The organism is Streptomyces sp. SYSU D01066-1, assembly GCF_054956795.1.
The window spans coordinates 44290-62319 of record NZ_JBUDHV010000016.1 but is presented as its reverse complement, the minus strand read 5'-3'; the positions used below and the strand labels follow the sequence as shown (position 1 = coordinate 62319).

The 18030-nt window shown below is 73.0% G+C and carries 14 protein-coding genes; 6 read left to right on the top strand and 8 right to left on the bottom strand.

Annotation, left to right across the window (positions count from 1 at the left end):
• Positions 1–167: 167 nt before the first annotated feature.
• Positions 168–413 (top strand): DUF6411 family protein, encoded by a 246-nt coding sequence (locus ACY1JF_RS17365; RefSeq protein WP_462706035.1) that lies wholly within the window; start codon positions 168–170, stop codon positions 411–413.
• A 27-nt stretch (positions 414–440) separates the two neighbouring features.
• Entirely contained in the window at positions 441–1424 is a 984-nt protein-coding gene (ppk2, locus tag ACY1JF_RS17360; RefSeq protein WP_462706034.1) for a polyphosphate kinase 2, read from the top strand.
• Between the two features lie 323 nt (positions 1425–1747).
• On the opposite strand, the gene ACY1JF_RS17355 is transcribed toward ppk2, so the two are convergent.
• The 4 genes from ACY1JF_RS17355 to ACY1JF_RS17340 all read right to left on the bottom strand — a co-directional run bounded on the left by ACY1JF_RS17355 (position 1748) and on the right by ACY1JF_RS17340 (position 4512).
• Positions 1748–1945, bottom strand: coding sequence for a hypothetical protein (locus tag ACY1JF_RS17355; RefSeq protein ID WP_462706033.1), 198 nt, complete (start codon positions 1943–1945; stop codon positions 1748–1750).
• Between the two features lie 177 nt (positions 1946–2122).
• A complete protein-coding gene (locus tag ACY1JF_RS17350; protein WP_462706032.1) occupies positions 2123–2386 on the bottom strand; it encodes a transposase in 264 nt (87 codons plus the stop codon).
• 297 nt (positions 2387–2683) lie between these two features.
• Entirely contained in the window at positions 2684–3235 is a 552-nt protein-coding gene (locus ACY1JF_RS17345; protein ID WP_462706031.1) for a hypothetical protein, read from the bottom strand.
• Between the two features lie 302 nt (positions 3236–3537).
• Positions 3538–4512, bottom strand: coding sequence for an SLAC1 family transporter (locus ACY1JF_RS17340; RefSeq protein ID WP_462706030.1), 975 nt, complete (start codon positions 4510–4512; stop codon positions 3538–3540).
• 144 nt (positions 4513–4656) lie between these two features.
• Between ACY1JF_RS17340 and ACY1JF_RS17335 the strand changes: the two genes are divergently transcribed.
• Both ACY1JF_RS17335 and ACY1JF_RS17330 read left to right on the top strand, forming a co-directional pair.
• The gene (locus ACY1JF_RS17335; protein ID WP_462706029.1) at positions 4657–5232 is read left to right on the top strand and encodes a TetR/AcrR family transcriptional regulator; all 576 of its coding nucleotides are present in this window, start codon (positions 4657–4659) and stop codon (positions 5230–5232) included.
• Between the two features lie 210 nt (positions 5233–5442).
• A complete protein-coding gene (locus ACY1JF_RS17330; protein WP_462706028.1) occupies positions 5443–8202 on the top strand; it encodes a helix-turn-helix transcriptional regulator in 2760 nt (919 codons plus the stop codon).
• Positions 8203–8221: 19 nt separating this feature from the next.
• Here ACY1JF_RS17330 and ACY1JF_RS17325 read toward each other — a convergent pair whose 3' ends face one another.
• The 3 genes from ACY1JF_RS17325 to ACY1JF_RS17315 all read right to left on the bottom strand — a co-directional run bounded on the left by ACY1JF_RS17325 (position 8222) and on the right by ACY1JF_RS17315 (position 10143).
• Complete coding sequence (locus ACY1JF_RS17325) at positions 8222–8785, bottom strand: N-acetyltransferase family protein (protein ID WP_462706027.1); 564 nt, start codon at positions 8783–8785, stop codon at positions 8222–8224.
• A 106-nt stretch (positions 8786–8891) separates the two neighbouring features.
• The gene (locus ACY1JF_RS17320) at positions 8892–9374 is read right to left on the bottom strand and encodes a hypothetical protein (RefSeq protein WP_462706026.1); all 483 of its coding nucleotides are present in this window, start codon (positions 9372–9374) and stop codon (positions 8892–8894) included.
• Between the two features lie 304 nt (positions 9375–9678).
• On the bottom strand, positions 9679–10143 hold the full coding sequence (locus ACY1JF_RS17315) for an SsgA family sporulation/cell division regulator (RefSeq protein WP_462706025.1): 465 nt from the start codon (positions 10141–10143) through the stop codon (positions 9679–9681).
• Positions 10144–10430: 287 nt separating this feature from the next.
• Between ACY1JF_RS17315 and ACY1JF_RS17310 the strand changes: the two genes are divergently transcribed.
• Positions 10431–11846 carry a sugar porter family MFS transporter gene (locus ACY1JF_RS17310; RefSeq protein ID WP_462706024.1) on the top strand — a complete coding sequence of 472 codons (1416 nt, stop codon included), beginning with the start codon at positions 10431–10433 and terminating at the stop codon, positions 11844–11846.
• Between the two features lie 71 nt (positions 11847–11917).
• Here the strand turns inward: ACY1JF_RS17310 and ACY1JF_RS17305 are convergent, their stop codons facing one another.
• A complete protein-coding gene (locus ACY1JF_RS17305) occupies positions 11918–14788 on the bottom strand; it encodes an AfsR/SARP family transcriptional regulator (RefSeq protein ID WP_462706023.1) in 2871 nt (956 codons plus the stop codon).
• Between the two features lie 441 nt (positions 14789–15229).
• Between ACY1JF_RS17305 and ACY1JF_RS17300 the strand changes: the two genes are divergently transcribed.
• Complete coding sequence (locus ACY1JF_RS17300; RefSeq protein WP_462706022.1) at positions 15230–18019, top strand: ATP-binding protein; 2790 nt, start codon at positions 15230–15232, stop codon at positions 18017–18019.
• Positions 18020–18030: the final 11 nt, after the last annotated feature.

Genomic DNA, 18030 nt, shown 5'->3' with positions numbered 1-18030 from the left:
GGCGCCGCTTCTTGACGGGCAAACGTTGCGCCGTGGCACCAGGTGCGCCGGCCGGACCGGCCGGGACGCGTCCCTGTCCGTCCCCCGTCCGGCGGAGTGGCCCCGGACGATCTGGGCATTCGGTCCGCAGAACCGACAAAGATCCCGAGCCCCGAGCCCTGGAGACTGTGATGGTCATCGGCATAGTCCTTGCCGGCTGCGTCGTCCTGGCGCTGCTGGCCTTCCTGCTGCCACGCCTGTCCCGGCACCCGCAGAACGGCGCCCAGCGCGGCCTCGGTCTCGGGTCCCGCGCCGGGTCCAAGGCGCCCGGCCCCCTCGGCCGACTGTTCAGCAAACCGTTCAGCTCCAGCTCCCGCGCCGTCGGCCGCAGCGGCTCCGCCGGTCGCCGCGCCCGCGGCCGCCTGCCGTTCTAGGCCGCGGACCCGACCCGGAGAAAGGCGATGGTGAAGCACGACGACACGGCGGGCCCCGACAAGGCGGCCCTGCTCGACGGACTCAGCGTGGACCACACCCGGCCCGAACGGCCGGTCCTCCTCGACGCCGAGGGCCGGCCCGTCCAGACCTGGCGGGAGAACCACCCCTACGACCGGCGCATACGGCGCGCGGAGTACGAGCGGACCAAACGCGTCCTGCAGATCGAACTCCTCAAGATGCAACGCTGGGTGAAGGAGACCGGCCAGCGCGTCGTCATCCTCTTCGAGGGCCGGGACGCGGCCGGCAAGGGCGGCACGATCCAGCGGTTCACCGAGCGGCTCAACCCGCGCGGCGCCCGCGTGGTGGCCCTGGAGAAACCGACCGAGCGCGAGTCCGGCCAGTGGTACTTCCAGCGGTACGTGGCACACCTGCCGGCCCGCGGCGAGATGGTCTTCTTCGACCGCTCCTGGTACAACCGGGCCGGTGTCGAACGCGTCATGGGCTTCTGCACGGACGACGAGTACGAGACGTTCCTGGAGCAGGCTCCGCTGTTCGAGGAGATGCTCACCCGGGACGGCATCATGCTGGTGAAGTTCTGGTTCTCGGTGTCCCGCTCCGAGCAGCGCACCCGGTTCGCCATCCGCCAGGTCGACCCCGTACGGCGCTGGAAGCTCTCCCCGACGGACCTCGCCTCCCTGGACCGCTGGGACGACTACACCACCGCCAAGGTCCGGATGTTCCGGGCTACCGACACCCCGTACGCGCACTGGACGGTCGTGAAGAACAACGACAAGCGGCGCGGCCGGCTGGAGGCCATGCGCAGTCTGCTGGACCGGTGCGACTACCCCGCGAAGGACGCCGCCGCGGTCGGCAAGCCCGACCCGCTGATCGTCGGTGCCGCGGACACCCTCCTGGAGCCGGGCGAGGACCCGTCCGACCTGTCGCCGACCCCGCTGGCCGGACGGGACCAGGGGCCCGGCCGGCATCCGGAGACCGACGACTCCCGGTGACGCGGCGGACCCGACCGCGTCCCTCGGCGGCCCCGGTCGAGCCCGGCGACCGCGGCCGGGATCCGCAGCAGCGATGAACCTCACCCGACTCGACGCCTGGACCAACGGCACCCCGCGGAGCGGAACCCGCATTTCGCGCTTCGAAGCACTGCGTCCCGCCGCCTGACGGCAGCGGGACGCAAACAGCTCGGCCCCATTCACCAACAGTGTCCGGTGGCCGGGGGCGGTGATGGCTGTTCGTGTTGAAGGGCGTCGGTGATGTGGTGCTCAGTCGTGCTGGGTGGTGCCGTCGAGGTCGTGGCGCGGTATTCGCACGGTCCGGGTCAGAGGCCGTAGCGGTCGTTCATCAGGTCGTTCCACCTGTGCACGTCGGGCAGGTGGTTGGCGCAGACGGTGCAGTGGGGCAGGTAGTCGGTCCGGGTGGGGTACGGCACGTTCGAGTGGACGGTGACGGTCGGGCGCAGCGTGAGGGGCCGGCCACACAGCGGGCAAAGGTTTCCGTGGAGCAGGTTCGTATTCATGCGGCGGACTGTGCACACACCGGCGGCATACCGTCTCGGGCTGGCCCGGCGGCCCGCCTGGCGGGCGGGGCGGTAAAGATCTGGTGATGCCCTCCCGCCCGGCGGGACCGACCCCGGATCACGCTTCTACGAGGTCAGCGCCGGGGCTCCATGGGCCGGTGATCAGCAAATCGAAGGTCAGCCCGGGGAACGGGTGGCGCTACCGTCGCGTTCCATCTCCAGCTCGCGGACCTGCTCGCGCAAGGCCGCGATCTCCGCGTCCTTCGCGGACTCTGCGACCGCCTCGGGCCGCTCGGCATGCTCCGCGGTCCTGATCCACTGCCGCAGCGTCTCGTGGTTCACGCCGAGCTCGGCGGCGATGCGCGAGACGGGCCGGCCCGACGAACGGGCCGGCGCCACCGCGTCCGCCCGGAACTCCGCCGAGTATTTACAGGTCCCCACCTGGGACTCCTCTCCCTGGACTCAAAATCCAGTGTCGAGGTGTCCACGATCAAGGTGGAGGGCCCCGCTCCGTCACCACCGAATGCGAGACAGGGCCGCTCACCGTACAGACCCGGTTTCGCCACAGGGTCACCGCCCGGTCCGCGGCGGTCAGTTCGGGGGAAGTGAACGCCCAGTCGCGTCTCGAAGGCGGCGATGTTCTCCATGGAGCGCGGCCAGACGGTGAGCAGGAGATTGTGCGGCGGCTAGAAGCGACTCGGCCGCCTTACCACGTAGGACGCGGTCTGAGTTCACTCCTCAGCTCTTCGCCTCCGGCACGGCGGTGTACATGACGGAACGCTGCTCCTTGTGGCGGCGGATGCGGCCCTTGGCGACCAGCGACTCCAGGGTGTTCCGCACCACCTGCGGCGTCGGGTTGCGATTCGGGTGCGCCTCCAGCAGCTCGTTGCGCAGGTCCGCGGCCGCGCAGGGGGCGTCGTGCCGGCCGAGCAGCTCCAGCAGCAGGTCACTGAGGAGGGGCCGCTGCGTTTTCCCCTTCGCACCGGTCTTTGTCCTCCCAGTCACCGAAGCGGCGGTCCTGCCGGAGCGTCGCGAAGCCGTGCCCCCGGTCGTCCGCTTGGTCTTCGTGGTGACCGACTCGTCCCGCAGTTGCTCAGGGAGCGGGGACCGGTCCGCGATGCCCTCGTAACGCTGGGCGAGGTTCAAGATGTCCGTCAGGAGGGCTTCCTCCTGCTGCAACACCGCCATCCGCTCGGTCAGTTCGCGCTGCTGACGGCGGTTCTCTTCCAGGTCCGACGCGGCTTGCTCCACCAGCCGCGATCGGACGGTGGCTGTCGACTGGCTGGTCACGACGTTTCACTCCCTCGGTAAGGACGGTGGTGCGCATGCTACCCACCTCGGGAGCACACGTGGGCCAGTGCTCGCGCGGGTGACCCTTCAGGCATGCTCACCTGTCACGACCGTCATGGCCCGCCGGGGCCCTCCTGCGGGCGCGCATGTCACATGTCAGGGGTACAGGGTGGGCTCTGGCCGTGCGGACCGGGCCGCCGCAGCGCGGAGGCCGCGTGGTCCTGGCTGGACATCGCGGCCTCAGGGTGTTGCGGGGGAGTGGTCCGTGCAGGACGCACCCACATGTAGGTGACACGGGCCGGTCAGGTGTGCTGGACGTGTCCGGGGTGGGCGAGACGGTGCGGCCGGGGGAGGAACGCGAGGGAGCGGGCGGCCACGGCGCCGATCAGTGCGGTGGCGGTCCCGACGACCGTCCAGCTCAAGGCGGTGTGCCAGGCCGATGGGGACAGGGACAGCATGCGCACCCCGTAGGTCGCGCTGGCTGCGAGGGTGAAGGTGAACGCCCGGAAGCCGAGGGTGAACTTCATCCTTAGGTACTTGGGGAGCAGGAAGAGGTGCGGCAGCAGGAGGGCCGCCAGGGTGCCGAGCAGGGCGAGCTGGACCTCGTCCCGGCCGGGACCGGCGATCGCCCACCAGGCGTTGCCGGCGACGGTGGGTGGCGCGGAGAACACCGCGAGCGTCGGCAGCAACTGCTCCGGAACGGTGGGACCGGTGGCGAACCGCACCAGCAGCAGTCCGCCGATCAGCAGCCAGAAGATGACACCCGCGGCGAACAGCGCGGTGGTGGCTCCCCGGTGGCCGGTGGCGGCGACCGACTGCGCCGAGATCAGCGAGGCCGCCACGGTCGGCAGCAGATAGGCGCCGTGCAAGGACCCCGCCTCGCGCGGCACGGTGAGCAGCGCGGCCACGAACCAGGCGCCGAACGCCGCGCTGAGCACCAGCATGGACCAGACCAGGATGTGGCCCAGCGCGGGATGCTGCTGCGCCAGCCGGGCGCCGAGGAGCGAACCGACGACGGGTGCCAGGGCGGCGAACGGGCCGGTGACCGGGTGGCGCAGGTCCTCGGCGACGCAGTGGGGACCGGCGGCCCCGAGGTAACGCGTGAGGATCAGGAGCCACGCCCCGGCCGCCGTCGCCCACAGCACGTCACCGACCGCGCCGGGCGCTCCGAGGAGGTCGCCTGCCGCGCTCCACGTCCCCGCCAGCCCGGCCGGACCGAGCGCGACACTGAGGGTGTTCAGCGCGAGTCTGGGGCGGGCGGAAGTGTCACTGGCCATTATCGCCTCCTTTCGGGTGGCAGCGAGGGCGTTCGGCCGACCGCTATGCAATACGACCGGTCACCTTAGAGGTCAAGCGGGCGTCGCCCGCAGCTCGGCGGCGGAAGTCTTGACGAAGCCAAGCAGACCGGCCATATTGGATAGATGCCCCAGGTGAGCGTCAAAGGAAAGCTGATCGAACACGCGGAGACCGTGTTCCGTCGCCAAGGTTTCAACGGCGCGAGCGTGCAGGACATCACCAGTGCGGCAGGGGTGCCGAAGGGGTCGTTCTACAACCACTTCAAGAGCAAGCAGGAACTGGCCGCGGAGATCGTCCGCCGCTACAGCGACGGTACGGATTTCACCATGCTGGAGGCGGCCGACGACCGCCCGGCGGTGCAGCGGCTGCGGGCCCACTTCGCCGGGCAGGCGGCTCGGACCAAGGACACCGGCGTCGAGTTCGGCTGCCTGCTGGTCACCATGGCCAGTGAGACGCCCACGGCGGGCGACGAGGTCGGCTCGGCCGTTCGCGGCAGTCTCGGCGAATGGACCGACGCCTTGGCCGACATCATCGAGCAAGGGCGTGCGGCAGGGGAGATCACCTCCCCGGAGCCCGCCCGCGACCTGGCGGCCTTCCTCATCGACGCCTTCGAGGGCGGCGCCCTGCGGGGCAAGGCCACCGGGGACGCCGACGCCTCCATGCGGTCACTGGACCTGGCTCTCGGCGTCCTCACACGCTGAGTGGCCGCCGGCTGCCCCATCGGGTACCGTTCGGCGTCTTCCGGCCCTGCCCCGGCTGAACCTGGGAACGTGCGGGTAGGTGTGACCGCGAGGTGCCCCCTCCGCCCGTCCCGGCGGGAGTCGCCAGTCGACTGACAGATGCGCCGTGATCCCGAGCCCTCCCACAATGGCGTGTCGGTGGGGAAGACGCCCGCCGGCGCGGGAGGAACGGTGTCTTTGGTAGGCCGTGCGTCCGAACTCAGCGCGCTGGAAGCGGTGCTGGCGGACACGGAGAACGAGGGAGCGGCCCTACTGCTCCAGGGTGACCCCGGAGTCGGCAAGAGCGCCTTGCTGGAAGCCGTGGCGGACAGGGCGAGGGAGCGCGGGCTGCGCCTGCTGCACGTGGTCGGCGTCGAGAGCGAGCAGGAACTGGCGTTCTCGTCCCTGCACCAACTGCTCTACCCCCTGTTCGAGCACGTGACGGAACTGTCGGACTTCCAGAGCGGCGTGCTGGAACAGGTGCTCTCCGTCCGGCAAGGGGCGGCGCCGGGACGTTTCGCCATCTCGGCGGCCGCCCTCGCGCTGATCCAGGCCGCCGCCCGGCGCCGGCCCCTGTCGGTGGTGGTCGACGACGTGCACTGGATCGACCGCTCCAGCGCCGAGGTGCTGACGTTCATCACCCGCAGGCTCACCGGCTGCCGGGCGGCCTTCGTCATGGCCGGCCGCAGCGGATCCGGCGGAGCCTTCGACGCGACGGGCCTGCGTGTCCTGCCCGTCGGCCCGCTGCCGACGGCGGACGCCCTGACACTGCTGGACAGCAACCACCCCGGCCTCGCGGAGTCGACCCGCCGCCGCCTGCTGGACGAGGCGCAAGGCAACCCGCTGGCCCTGGTGGAACTGCCGACCCAGCTCACCGAGGCGCAGCGGGACGGCGAGGAGTCCCTCCCGGTGACCCTGCCGCTCGGCAGCAGGCTGGAGAGCGTCTTCGCCGACCGTATCCGCGCGCTCACCCCTCAGGCACGCTTCGCACTGCTCCTGACCGCGCTCGCGGGAGAGCGCCGGGGCAACCTGCGGGACATCTTCGCCGCGTCGACCCAGGCCGGTGAGAAGTGGGACGACGGCATGCTGGAGACCTGTGTGCGTGCCGGGCTGGTCCGCCTCGACCACCTCGCCGAGCAGATCACCTTCCGGCACCCCCTGGCGCGTTCCTGCGTCGTCCACATGTCGCCGGGCGGGCGGCGTCGGGCGGCGCACCGGGCCCTGGCCGAGGCGCACAAGAGCGACCCGGAGCGCCGGGCGTGGCACCTGGCGCACGCCGCCGACGCACCGGACGAGGCCGTCGCCGTGGAGCTGACCCGGGCCGCCCAGCGGGCCCTGGCCCGCGGCGGTGCGGCGGAGGCCGCCGCGGCCTTCCGCCGGGCGGCCGAACTGAGCCAGGACCCCGCGCAACGGTCCCGCCGCGTGGACGAGGCCGCGTTCGCGGCCGGCATCGGCGGTCTGCTGGAGACGGCGCACGAGCTGGCCACCGCGCACAGCACGGAGTCGTTCCGGGCCGCCACGACCGCGGCGTACGTGCAGTTCCACCGCGAGGGCGACGTGGACGCGGTCTTCCGCATCCTGCTGCCCTTCATGCGGGCGGCCTCCACGAGCGAGTCCGCCGAGGATCCGGAGGCGTCGGACGACGCCTTCTACGTCCTGCTCAACGCCGCCGTCTGGGGCGGGCGCGCGGAGCTGTGGCCCGGGGTGTACGAGGTGCGCGACAGGATGTCGGAGGCCGCCCGCATGTGCTTCGACGCCGTGGCCGACCCCGCGCGCACCGCGCACGGCGTCCGCGAACGACTGGAACGAGTGGCCGACACCCTGTCGCCCGCCACCTCCCTGTGGCGTGTCAACTGGCTCATCTACACGGCGATGTACATCGACTGCTTCACCTTCTACGACGCCCAGTGGCGGGAGAGCATCGGGCACGCCCGGTACGACAGCCTGCGCTTCGGGCCGGTGGCACGGACCCACGAAGCGTTCATGCGAGGCGAATGGGACAAGACCGAGGCCATCGCCTCCCGGGGCATCGCGGACGCCACGGAACACGACTACCAGCTCATCCACGTCATCCTCACCTACGCCCTGGCCATGGTCGCCTCCGGGCGTGGCGACGAGGAGGCGCTGCGCAGGCACTGCGACACCATCACCGCCTGGGCGCAGCCCCGGCGCATGCAGCTCCTGCTGGCAGCGGTACCGGAGACCCGGGCCCGCGCCGCGATCGGCCGGGGCGACTTCGAGGAGGCGTACCAGCAGGCCATCGCCGTCACCCCGCCGGGCGAACTGCCCTCCCACTTCCCCCACTACCAGCGGGTGTTCGTGGACCTCGTGGAGTCGGCGATGCGGACCGGCCGCACCGCCGAGGCCCGCGCACACGTGGCGGCGGGACAGCGGGCCGGGCTGGACACCGTCTCCCCCCACCTCGCGGTCATCCTCGCCCTGGCCACCGCCATCGCCGCCCCCGACGACGAGGCGGGCGCCCTCTACGGGGCCGCGCTGGCCCTGCCGGACGCCGACCTGTGGACGTACGACTACGCCCGTCTGCGCCTGCTGTACGGCGAATGGCTGCGCCGCCGCCGGGAGTACACGGCTGCCCGGGTCCACCTGAGCACCGCCATGGAACTGTTCGAGCAGCGGTTGAAGGCACCGCTGTGGGCCCAGCGGGCCCGCAACGAACTGCGCGCCGCCGGTGTGGGCGTCGGGATGCCCGACTCGGGGAACGGCGTCGCGATGAGCGCGCAGGAACGGCGTATCGCCGAACTCGCCGCCAGCGGGCTGTCGAACAAGGAGATCGGCCGCCAGCTCAACATCTCGCCCCGCACCGCCGGCGCGCATCTCTACCGGGTCTTCCCCAAGCTCGGCGTCACCTCGCGCGCCGCGCTCCGGGACGCTCTGGACGCCTACGACGAGTCCAGCGGCACGCCGTGGGGGACACCGCAGCGCAGCCGGTGACACAGGGGGGCGGGGCGGCTCACCGAGCCCGGCGACCTGGTCCGCGCGTACACGGCCCCGTCATCGACGGGGCCGCCGACAGGGCCAGTTCGAGGATGTTCCCGTCGACGCGCAGGGTGCGGGATCCGAGCGTGCGGCAGATGGCCCGCATGCGGTGGTTGGACCAGTCGGTCATCACCAGCACCGTGTGCAGGCCCAGGCACCGGGACCGGTTCAGCACGTGCCGTACCAGGGCCGTCCCCAGGCCGAGGTCCTGCCAGGCGTCCTCCACGAGGATGCCGAGTTCGCCGACGCCCTCGGTGGGCGTGTGCAGCAGGTGGCAGACGGAGATGACGCGCAGCGGCTCGGTGTCCGGCCGGGAGACGTAACTCTCCCCGGTGCCGGGGCGCACGAGGGCGGACCACTCACGTCGGCTGGGGCCACCGCGGGCGCTCTGGTAACGGTTGTAGCGGGACTCCAGGCTGGAGCGCGTGTGCATGGCACCGACGGCCTCGTGGTCGGTGACCGCGGCCGGGCGGGTGGTGACGGAGCCGCGGTAGGTCGAGAAGGTGAAGGACCGGCCGGACGGTACCTGACAGGTCACGGGTGCGGAGGGGGACACGTCGGTGCTCCAGTCGCTCGAGGAGGGGGCGGCGACCGACCTCCCGCCGCCGTGTAAGCCGGTGCGCGTCGGTGAGCGGCCCCCCGGGTCAGACGACACCGCTGCGGATCGCGTACGCCACGGCCTGCGTGCGGTTGCGCAGACCGAGTCGCGTGATGACGTCGTGCAGGACGCTCTTGATGGTCCGTTCCGAGTAGTTGACCGTCAGCCCGGCGGCCCGCGCGTACTGTGCCTGGACCGTCCGCATGCGCTCCAGCAGCGTGGACACGAGGGAGGGCGACATCGGCGGCTCGCCGCGCAGCGCGCTCCACCCGGCCTGCACCAGTTGGGCGGGGCGGAGCCCGTCCCGCAGCGGCACTCCGGTGACGCCCAGGCAGACCGCTCGCCAGAGCGTGTCCTCGTCGATGGTGCCCACCACGGGCAGGACCGGCCGGCCCGGATCGCCGGTGGCCTCGCCGACCAGGCGCAGGGTCCGGTCTCCGGCCGCGTGGGCGAACACGACGGCGACGCGCGCGTCGTCCCGGTCCGCCCAAGCCACCAGCCGCACACCCCGCACCGTGGAGAGGAACACCGCGGCATCCTCCGCGGCGTGGGTGTCATCGGCCGTCGGGGCGAGTGTCAGCGGCGACGAGTCGCCAGGTCGAGAGTGCGCCGGCCCCCAGGGGTGCGCCGAGTTCGTGTTCATCTGCCCATCACCGCGTTGTTGACATGGCCGAGTGATCGCGTGGCCGGGTGGCACCGGTGCCGGTGCTGTCTCCGGACGATCGCACCTTGGGTGATCGATGCGCACCTGCCATCTGTCGTACGACTGGCATCCCGATGATACGTGACATGTCCCGGGAACTCGCACGTGTGGCTCCGGCGGGCCACCCCGGTCACGGCCGGCCCAGCAGCTTCCCCTCCAGCGTGTCCCAGTCCAGCCGGTCCGGCTCGGTGCCCATGGGCACCCGTGCGAACGTTCCGTCCAACCAGTCCAGGACCTCGGCCCGGTCCGCCTCGAAGGTGACGCGCTCCGCGGGCGTCTGGAAACTGAAGTACAGCCTGGGCCGCGAGGACACGAAGGAGCGCCGCGACGGCCAGATCCGGTAGGTCCCCGCCCCTCTGGGACCGTGGGCGGCCTGCGCCAGCAGGTCCCGGCAGAGCTCCCACCGGACCGGGGCCCGCCACAGCTGATGCAGGGTGACCAGCACGGAGTACGGGGCGTCCGGGTCGTAGCGCAGGGAACAGGTCTGCCAGGCCGGCCCGCTCTCTGCGAACAGGCGGCGCACCCGCATGCGGTGCACGGGGCGGAAGCCGTCGGCGGTCCTTCCGCGCTCGTTCCCCGACTCCTGTGTGCCCATGCGGTCTCCGCCCTTCGGTGTGCTGATGACGGACGTCATCCTCCGGTGCGGAGGACCGGGGGCGCATCGGTTGAACGACTGCCCGTCCGGGCCGACGGCACACGTGTGAAGCGTCGCCTCTCGAGGTGCGGGCCGGGGCGTCCGCCCCGGCGGGGTGCGGTGGCCGCTCCGCAGTCATGTGACGGATCACGGCGGACCGCGGGTCGCCCAGGCTGGGAGCCCGGACGCCGTCCGCGTCCCACCGCCGACGCCGGCTCCCCACCTCCTGAGCGAAAGGCACGCCACCCATGGTCTCCTCGCCTCCACCGCCTGTCGCGGCACCGCCGACCGCGCGACTGGGCTGCGTCACGTTCATCGCCGCCGTGGCCGCCCTCGGCGGCTTCCTGTTCGGTTACGACAGTGCCGTCATCAACGGCGCGGTCACCGGCATCCAGCACCACTTCGGTGTGGGCGCGGGACGGACCGGCACCATCGTCGCCGTGGCCCTACTCGGCTCGGCACTGGGCGCGGCCGTCGCGGGCCGGCTCGCCGAGCGCGTCGGACGGCTCCGCGTCATGCGGGTGGCCGCCGTCCTCTTCGCCGTGTCCGCGGTCGGCTCCGCCCTGCCCTTCTCCGCCTATAACCTGGGCGCCTGGCGTTTCGTCGGCGGCATCGCCATCGGCCTGGCCTCCCTGATCGGGCCCACCTACATCGCGGAGGTCGCGCCACCGGAGTACCGGGGCCGGCTCGCCTCCTTCCAGCAGGCCGCCATCGTCCTCGGCATCACCGCCTCCCAGCTCGTCAACTGGGCCATCGCCCAGGGCGCCGACGGACGCAGCGAGGGCGCACTCGGCCCCCTCGACGCCTGGCAGTGGATGCTGCTCGCGGCCTTCGTCCCCGCGGTCCTGTACTTCGTACTGTCCACCCGCATTCCCGAGTCCCCGCACCACCTCGTGGCCCGGGGCCGGCTCGCGGAGGCCGGACGGGCGGTGCGGGACATCGAGGGCCCGGACACCGACGCGGACGCCCGGCTGGCCGAGATCGCCCGCTCGCTCCGCGACACCCACAAGCCCCGTGTCCGTGACCTGTTCGGCGGACGCGCCGGGCTGCTGCCGGTGGTGTGGGCCGGTATCGGCCTCGCGGTCTTCCAACAGCTGGTCGGTATCAACGTGATCTTCTACTACTCGTCCGTGCTGTGGCAGTCCGTCGGCATCGGCCAGTCCGGGTCGCTGCTGATCAGCCTGTCCACGTCCGTCATCAACATCGTGGGCACGGTCGTCGCCATGCTGCTCATCGACCGGGTGGGCCGCCGGCCACTGGCCCTGGCCGGCTCCCTGGGCATGGCCGTCTCCCTGGCGTTCGCGGCGTGGGCCTTCTCCGGTACCACCGGCAGCGGTGACGACATCGGTCTTCCGGACCTCCAGGCGGGCGTCGCGCTCGTCGCCGCGCACACCTTCGTGTTCTTCTTCGCGGCGTCCTGGGGTGTGGTGCTGTGGGTCATGGTGGGCGAGATGTTCCCGCTGCGCATCCGCGCGGCGGCGATCTCGGTGGCCACGGCCTTCAACTGGATCGCCAACTGGGCGGTGAGCGAGTCGTTCCCGGCGCTCTCCGAGTGGAACCTGTCGGCCGGATACGTGATCTACGCTGCCTTCGCCCTGCTCTCGGTCTTCTTCGTGGCCTTCGCGGTCACCGAGACCAAGGGCACCAGGCTGGGCGGCGGCTGAGGCGGGCCCCGGACGGTCCGTGCTCCGCCCACTCGCGCGGACCGGGCCCGGGGACGGGGTCGCGGTCCCGGTCAGCGCGGCGTCCGGGCCAGCCGTTCCCGGGCCGTGGCGGCGACCGGCGAGTCCGGATCGTCCGTCAGCTCCAGCACCTCGTGCCACGCGCGGCGTGCCGCCTCCGGGGCGCCGGCCTCCAGGTGCAGGTCCCCGAGGAGCAGCAGGTCCTCCGCCGCTCCGCTCACATGGCCCTGGCGACGGGCGAGCTCGATGGCGCGCAGCCGGGCCGAGATCGCCGCCCCGAGGTCCCCGCGCCGCCGGTGCACCTTGCTCACCACACCCAGGGCGGGTCCCTCTCCGTCGACCAGGCGTAAGCGCCGGGAGATGTCGAGCGATTTCTCGGCCAGCTCCAGAGCCCGGCCCGTGTTCCCCAGGTCCAGGTGTGCCTCACCCGCCCACACCAGGGTGGTCGCCTCCAGGTACGGATGGCGATGGACGCGCAGCAGGCGCAGGGCCCGGTCCAGGTGCGCGAGGGCCTGCGCGGAGCTGCCCCGGGCTATGTACACAGAGCCGATGTTGCGGAGGGTGTGCACGAGTTCGAGGGTCATGCCGAGGCCCGCGAACTCGCGTTCCGCCTCGTGCAGGAGGGGCAGCGCGGCATCGCTGTCGCCCCGGAAGAGCAGGGCGCCCGCCAGCCCCCGGCACGTCCGCGCGATTCCCTCGGTGTCCCCGGCCCGCCGGGACGCCACCAGTGCGCCACCCATGCCCGCCGCCCATTCCTGCCACAGGCCGAGCCGCTGCTGGAAGAGCTGCATCGACACGGCCGTCTCCCACGCGGCACGGGCGTCACCGCGTGCCGCCATCTCCTGCACGAGGGTGGTGAGGACGGGCCGCTCGGCGCCGAACCAGGCCATGGCGGCGGGCTCGTCGGACAGGGGCTCGACCTGGACGCCGTCCAGCGGCGGGGGCGGCTCGGGCTCGTACACCCTGGACCGCAGCAACCGGTTGGCCGTGCTCACCGTCTGCCGGTAGTGGTCGTGCAGCCGGGACAGCGCGGCCGTGCGCGCCGCGCCGTCAGAGCCGCCCAGCTCGCTCGCGTAGGCGAGGATCAGGTCGTGGAACCGGTACCGGTCGCGTCGTAGCACCGTCAGCAGCCGAGCGCGTACCAGCTCGCCGACGGCCGCCGCGGTGTCCGGCAGGGTGGTGCCCGCGAGGCTCGCCAGGGCGCTCGCGCTCGCGTCGTCGCCCGGGTGCAGCGGCAGGAGCCGGAAGAGGCGGGCGGCCGGTTCGGAGAGCGTGCGGTAGGACCACGAGAAGACGGCGCGCACGTCGTTGTCGAGGTGGTCGTCGCTGAAGCCCGCCAGGCTCCGGCCCGCGCGGTCCAGTTCGGCCGCGATCTGCGGCAGCGGGTGCTCCGGATACGACGCGGCGCGGGCGGCGACGATGGCCACGGCCAGGGGAAGCCTGCCGCAGCGGTCGACGATCCGCCGCACCGAGGCGTCGTCCACGTCCGTCCTGATTCCCTCGACCCGCTCGACGAAGGCCGCCGCGGCCTCGTCGGCGGAGAGCGCCTCCAGCGTCGTCAGCCGGGCGCCGTGCGAGGCGGCCAGTCCGGTCAGCCGGGCCCGGCTGGTCACGATGACCATGCACTCCGGCGTGCCGGGCAACAGCGGTGCGATCTGCTCGGCGCTCCAGGCGTTGTCCAGGACCACCAGCACCCGGCGGCCGGCCAGGACGCTGCGGTACAGCGCGGCGCGTGCGTCCAGGGTGTCCGGCATCCGCTGCCGGGGGACGTCGAAGGCGCCCAGGAATCCGGCGAGGACCTCATGGGGGTCGGCCGGATCGCCGTTGGGGGTGAAGCCGCGCAGGTCGACGTAGAGCTGCCCGTCGGGGAAGTCGGGCGCGGCGCGGTGCGCCACGTGTACGGCGAGGGCGGTCTTGCCGACGCCGGGGATGCCGTCGATGGCGATGACGCGCAGAGCACCGCCGCGTTCCCCCGCCATCGCGACCGCCTGCCGCACCACCTCTTGGCGGCCGGTGAAGCAGGCCAGGTCGGCCGGGAGCTGCGAGGGCGTCAGGGGAGCGGCGGCGGGGCGTGGTGCCGGCCGGTCGTCACGGCCCGTGCCGTCGTCGTGGCCGCCCGCCCCGGCCTGCGTGGCCCCCCGTCCCCGCAGGAGGTGTTCGTACGCCGCGGAGAGTTCGCGGCCGGGGTCGACGCCCAGCTCCTCCGCCAGGCGGTGGCGGACCTCCTGGTAGAGGGAGACGGCCTCGGCCTGTTTCCCGTCGTCGGCGAGGGCGAGCAGCAGGTGCGCGACCAGGGCCTCGTCCAGCGGATGGCGCTCCACGGCTCGGCGCAGGGGGGTGAGGACGGCCGACGCGCGCCCGCAGCGGACGGCCGTCTCGGCCGCCTCGCAGACCACGGACACGTACTCGTGCTCCAGCATCACGAACGTGGGATGGCTCCGGCCGACGGGTTCGAGACCCGCGGCGCAGCGGTCCTGCCACAGCCCGAGGGCGGTGACGTAGAGGTCCACGGCCGCGGCCGGTTCGCCGGCCCTGCCCGCGCGGCGGGCCCGGTCGGCCAGGTCCCTGAACCGCAGCAGGTCGAGGCTGTCCGCGTCGACCCGGAGGCGGTAGCCGCCGGCCTGCCGGGTGAGCCACCGCCCCGCCGACCTGGCGGGGAGTTCCGGTTCCAGCAGCCGGCGCAGGGCGCCGATGTACCGGTGCACCGCGTTCGCGGCACTGGCCGGCGGCCGGCCCTCCCACAGCAGCTCGATGAACTCGGCCAGGGGGACCGGCCGGCCCCCGCGCGCGAGCAGCGCCGCCAGGACGAGCCGTTGCTGCTTCGGCCGGACCGGCAGTTCGTCGTCGCCGCGCCAGACCCGGACCGGGCCGAGGACCGAGAAGCGGACACGCGGATCGCCCGTCACGGGATGGGGCCTGGGCAACGGTGGTCTCCCCTCGGACGTCTGCCGGCGCACAGTCGCTGTCCGACCGGGCGGAGACGGCCGTGCCGGGCAGTGCTGTGAGCGCGAGCGTGGTAGTGCGAATATGGCCGGTCAGTTTGATTCGTGTCAAATGGTCCGCCACTGCTGCGGACCCCGTCGTCCGCGCCTCGCGGGCGCCCCGCTTCCCCGGCCTCGAGTGCGAATATAGGTCGGTCGGACAGTGGCCGTATAAGTAACCTGACTGGTCTGCCGCCCGCCCGGGAGGCCCACCGGTTCGCCGGCCGTGTCCCGGCCCCGCGCTCCCGGCCGCCCGAGGTGCGCGGGGACGTTCCTCGCGAGTGCGCCGAAGGGTGCCGAGTGATGCCGAACCGCAGGAAATCACTTGATAGTGTCGCGCCCTCAACGATCTTCGAGTCCTCCGGGACGCGGCTGGGAGGAGCCATGGTGACCGGCGGCGAGCAGGCCCCGCCGACGACGGAGATCTTCGGCCGCGACGCCGAACTGTCCCGTCTGCGCGACTTCGTCCTCACGCCCCGGCGGGAAGGGTCCCCGTCCCTGGTCCTCCTCGGGGAGGCCGGGACCGGCAAGAGCACCCTCCTCGACGTGGCGGCCCAGGAGGCCGCGGCGCACGGCAGACGCGTACTGCGGTGCACCGGGCACCAAGGCGAGCGGGGACTCGCCTTCGCCGCGCTGCACCAGATGCTGGCCCCCCTGCTACCGGAGGCGGCCGGCCTGCCCGACGCCCAGCGCCGTGCGCTGCTGGGCGCCTTCGGACGCGCCGAGAACGCGCCGCCGGCGGCCGACGACCGTCCCGAACGGCTCCTGATCAACCTCGCCGCGCTCACCCTGCTGTCCGATGCCGCCGCCCGGCGGCCGGTGCTCCTCGTCGCCGACGACGCGCAGTGGACCGATGCCTGTTCCCTGGACGCGCTGGCCTTCGTCGCGCGCCGGGTGACCGGTGAGCCGGTGAGTCTGCTGATGGGCGTACGGGGCGACACCGTGCCCCGGCAGTTCGGGACGGACCTCGTGCGCCTGCCGCTGCGGCCACTGGACGACCGGGCGGCCGAGCGGGTGCTGGACGCCCAGCCCTACGTCCCGCGCGGTCCGCTGCGCGAACGCGTCCTGCGGCAGGCCGACGGCAATCCGCTGGCGCTGGTGGAACTGGCCCGCGCCGGCGCGGGGTCCCCGTCACCCCGGCCCGGCGGACCGGCCGGCGCTCTCCCGCTCACCGAACGCCTGGAGAGCGTGTTCGCCGAGCGGCTGGCAGGGCTGCCGCCGCGGACCCGCCGAATCCTGCTGTACGCGGCGGCCGCGGACGCCCCGGACATGCCGGCCGCCCTCCTGGCCGCCTCCGCCTCCGGAGGGCCGGACGCGTGGTCGGTGGCGGAGCGGGCCGGTCTGGTGCGGGTGGAGAGCGGCCGGGTCGTCTTCCGGCACCCGCTGGTGCGGTCGGCCGTCTACGGCTCGGCCTCCTTCGGGGAGCGCCGGCGGGCACACCTCGCACTCGCCGACCTGCTGAGCGACGATCCCGACCGGCAGGCCTGGCACCGGGCCGCCGCCACCCTGGTCCCCGACGAGGACATCGCGGCGGCGCTGGTGCGGACGGCGGGACGCGCACGGAGACGCGGCGGTTACCGGGTGGCCGCCGCGGCCCTGGAGCGGGCCGCGGAACTGAGCCCGGACGGACAGGCGCGGGCCCGGCGGCTGCTGGACGCCTGCGACCTGGCGATGAACGCGGGTGAGCCGCTGTGGGTGGAGAAGCTGGCGGGCGGGGTCGCGGCGGCCACCGACGACCGGGCGATGCTCCGGGCGGCCACCCTGTGGACGGGCTGGGCGCTCGCCGCCACCACCCGGCAGAAGGCCGCGCTGGCCCACCTGCTGCCATTGGCGGACGAGACGGTGGACCGGGCGCCGGACGCGGCACTGGCCGCCCTCGGACACGCCGCCATCATCGCCTACAACACCGGTGACGAGATCTACCGGCAGCGCATGCTCGGGCTGCTGGCGCGCATCCCCGTCGACGTGGGCAACGACCACGACCAGCTCTGGACCCGGGCCTGCTGCGACCCCCACGGGGACCGCGAGGGGCTGCTCGGGTTCCTCCGGGACTGTCTGGCGCGGTCCGAGCGGGACGCCGAGCAACTGACCGTGCTGGGCGCCGGCGCCTGGGTCCTGGACGACACCACCGTCGCGGTCCGGCTGCTCGGCGAGGCGATGGAACGGCTCAACGCCGTGACCACGGCCGGGTCCAACGCCACCCTCGGGCAGGCGCTGGCACTGGCCCAGTTCGAGGCCGGTGCCTGGGAGGCCGCCTGGTCCTGCGCCGAGGACGCCCGGCGGGTCGCCGCCGAGAACGGCCTCGACATGGCGGGCCGCGCCGCGACGTACATCACCTCGGCCCTGCTGGCGCTGCGCGGCCGGGCCGGCGAGGCCAGGGAGATGATCGACCGGGCCGTGGCCGGGGTGGACCCGGCCCAGGGCCGCGCCCTCTGGGTCCGCGCCCGCTGGGTCCGCGCGCTCGTGGCCGGCGTGGAGGGCAACCACCCACTGGAGTACGAACTGCTGCGCGGACTGTTCACGGTGGGACCCGAACCGAGCCCCGTGCACTACCACGCTTCCTACTACGCGCTCGGGGATCTCGCCGCGGCGGCCGTGCGGGTCGGCAAGCGGCGGGACGCGGCGGAGGTGCTGGCCGCGGCCCGGCGGCGACTGGACGGCCGGATGTCCCCGCGACTGCTGCTGCTCACCCGCCGTGCCGAGGCCGTCCTCGCCGACGACGACCGGGCGGCGGCGCTGTTCGAGGCCGCGCTCGGCGACCCGGCCGCGGAGCAGTGGCCCTTCGAGAGGGCGGTCGTCCAGCTGGAGTACGGGCAGTGGCTGCGGCGCAGACGGCGTACGGGAGAGGCCCGCACGGAGCTGTCCCGGGCACTCACCGTCTTCCAACAGCTGAACGCGCGGCCGTGGGAGGAGCGGGCCTTTGCCGAACTGCGGGCCTGCGGTGTCACCGTGCGCGGGGGCGAGAGTGCCTCGCGGGGGATCGAGCGGCTCACGCCCCAGCAGTTGCAGATCGCCAGGCTGGCGGCGACCGGCCTGACCAACCGGCAGATAGGGGAGCGGCTGCTGCTCTCCGCCCGCACCATCGGCTTCCACCTGTACCAGACGTATCCGAAACTGGGCATCACCAACCGGGCGCAGCTGCGCGACGCGCTCGGTGACACGGGGACGCCCTGAGGACGCCGTGG

Coding starts and splice junctions, on each gene's coding strand:
- ppk2 (WP_462706034.1), top strand. CDS start 441: ATGGTGAAGCACGACGACACGGCGGGCCCCGACAAGGCGGCCCTGCTC.
- ACY1JF_RS17355 (WP_462706033.1), bottom strand. CDS start 1,945: ATGAATACGAACCTGCTCCACGGAAACCTTTGCCCGCTGTGTGGCCGG.
- ACY1JF_RS17340 (WP_462706030.1), bottom strand. CDS start 4,512: ATGGCCAGTGACACTTCCGCCCGCCCCAGACTCGCGCTGAACACCCTC.
- ACY1JF_RS17335 (WP_462706029.1), top strand. CDS start 4,657: ATGCCCCAGGTGAGCGTCAAAGGAAAGCTGATCGAACACGCGGAGACC.
- ACY1JF_RS17315 (WP_462706025.1), bottom strand. CDS start 10,143: ATGGGCACACAGGAGTCGGGGAACGAGCGCGGAAGGACCGCCGACGGC.
- ACY1JF_RS17310 (WP_462706024.1), top strand. CDS start 10,431: ATGGTCTCCTCGCCTCCACCGCCTGTCGCGGCACCGCCGACCGCGCGA.
- ACY1JF_RS17300 (WP_462706022.1), top strand. CDS start 15,230: ATGGTGACCGGCGGCGAGCAGGCCCCGCCGACGACGGAGATCTTCGGC.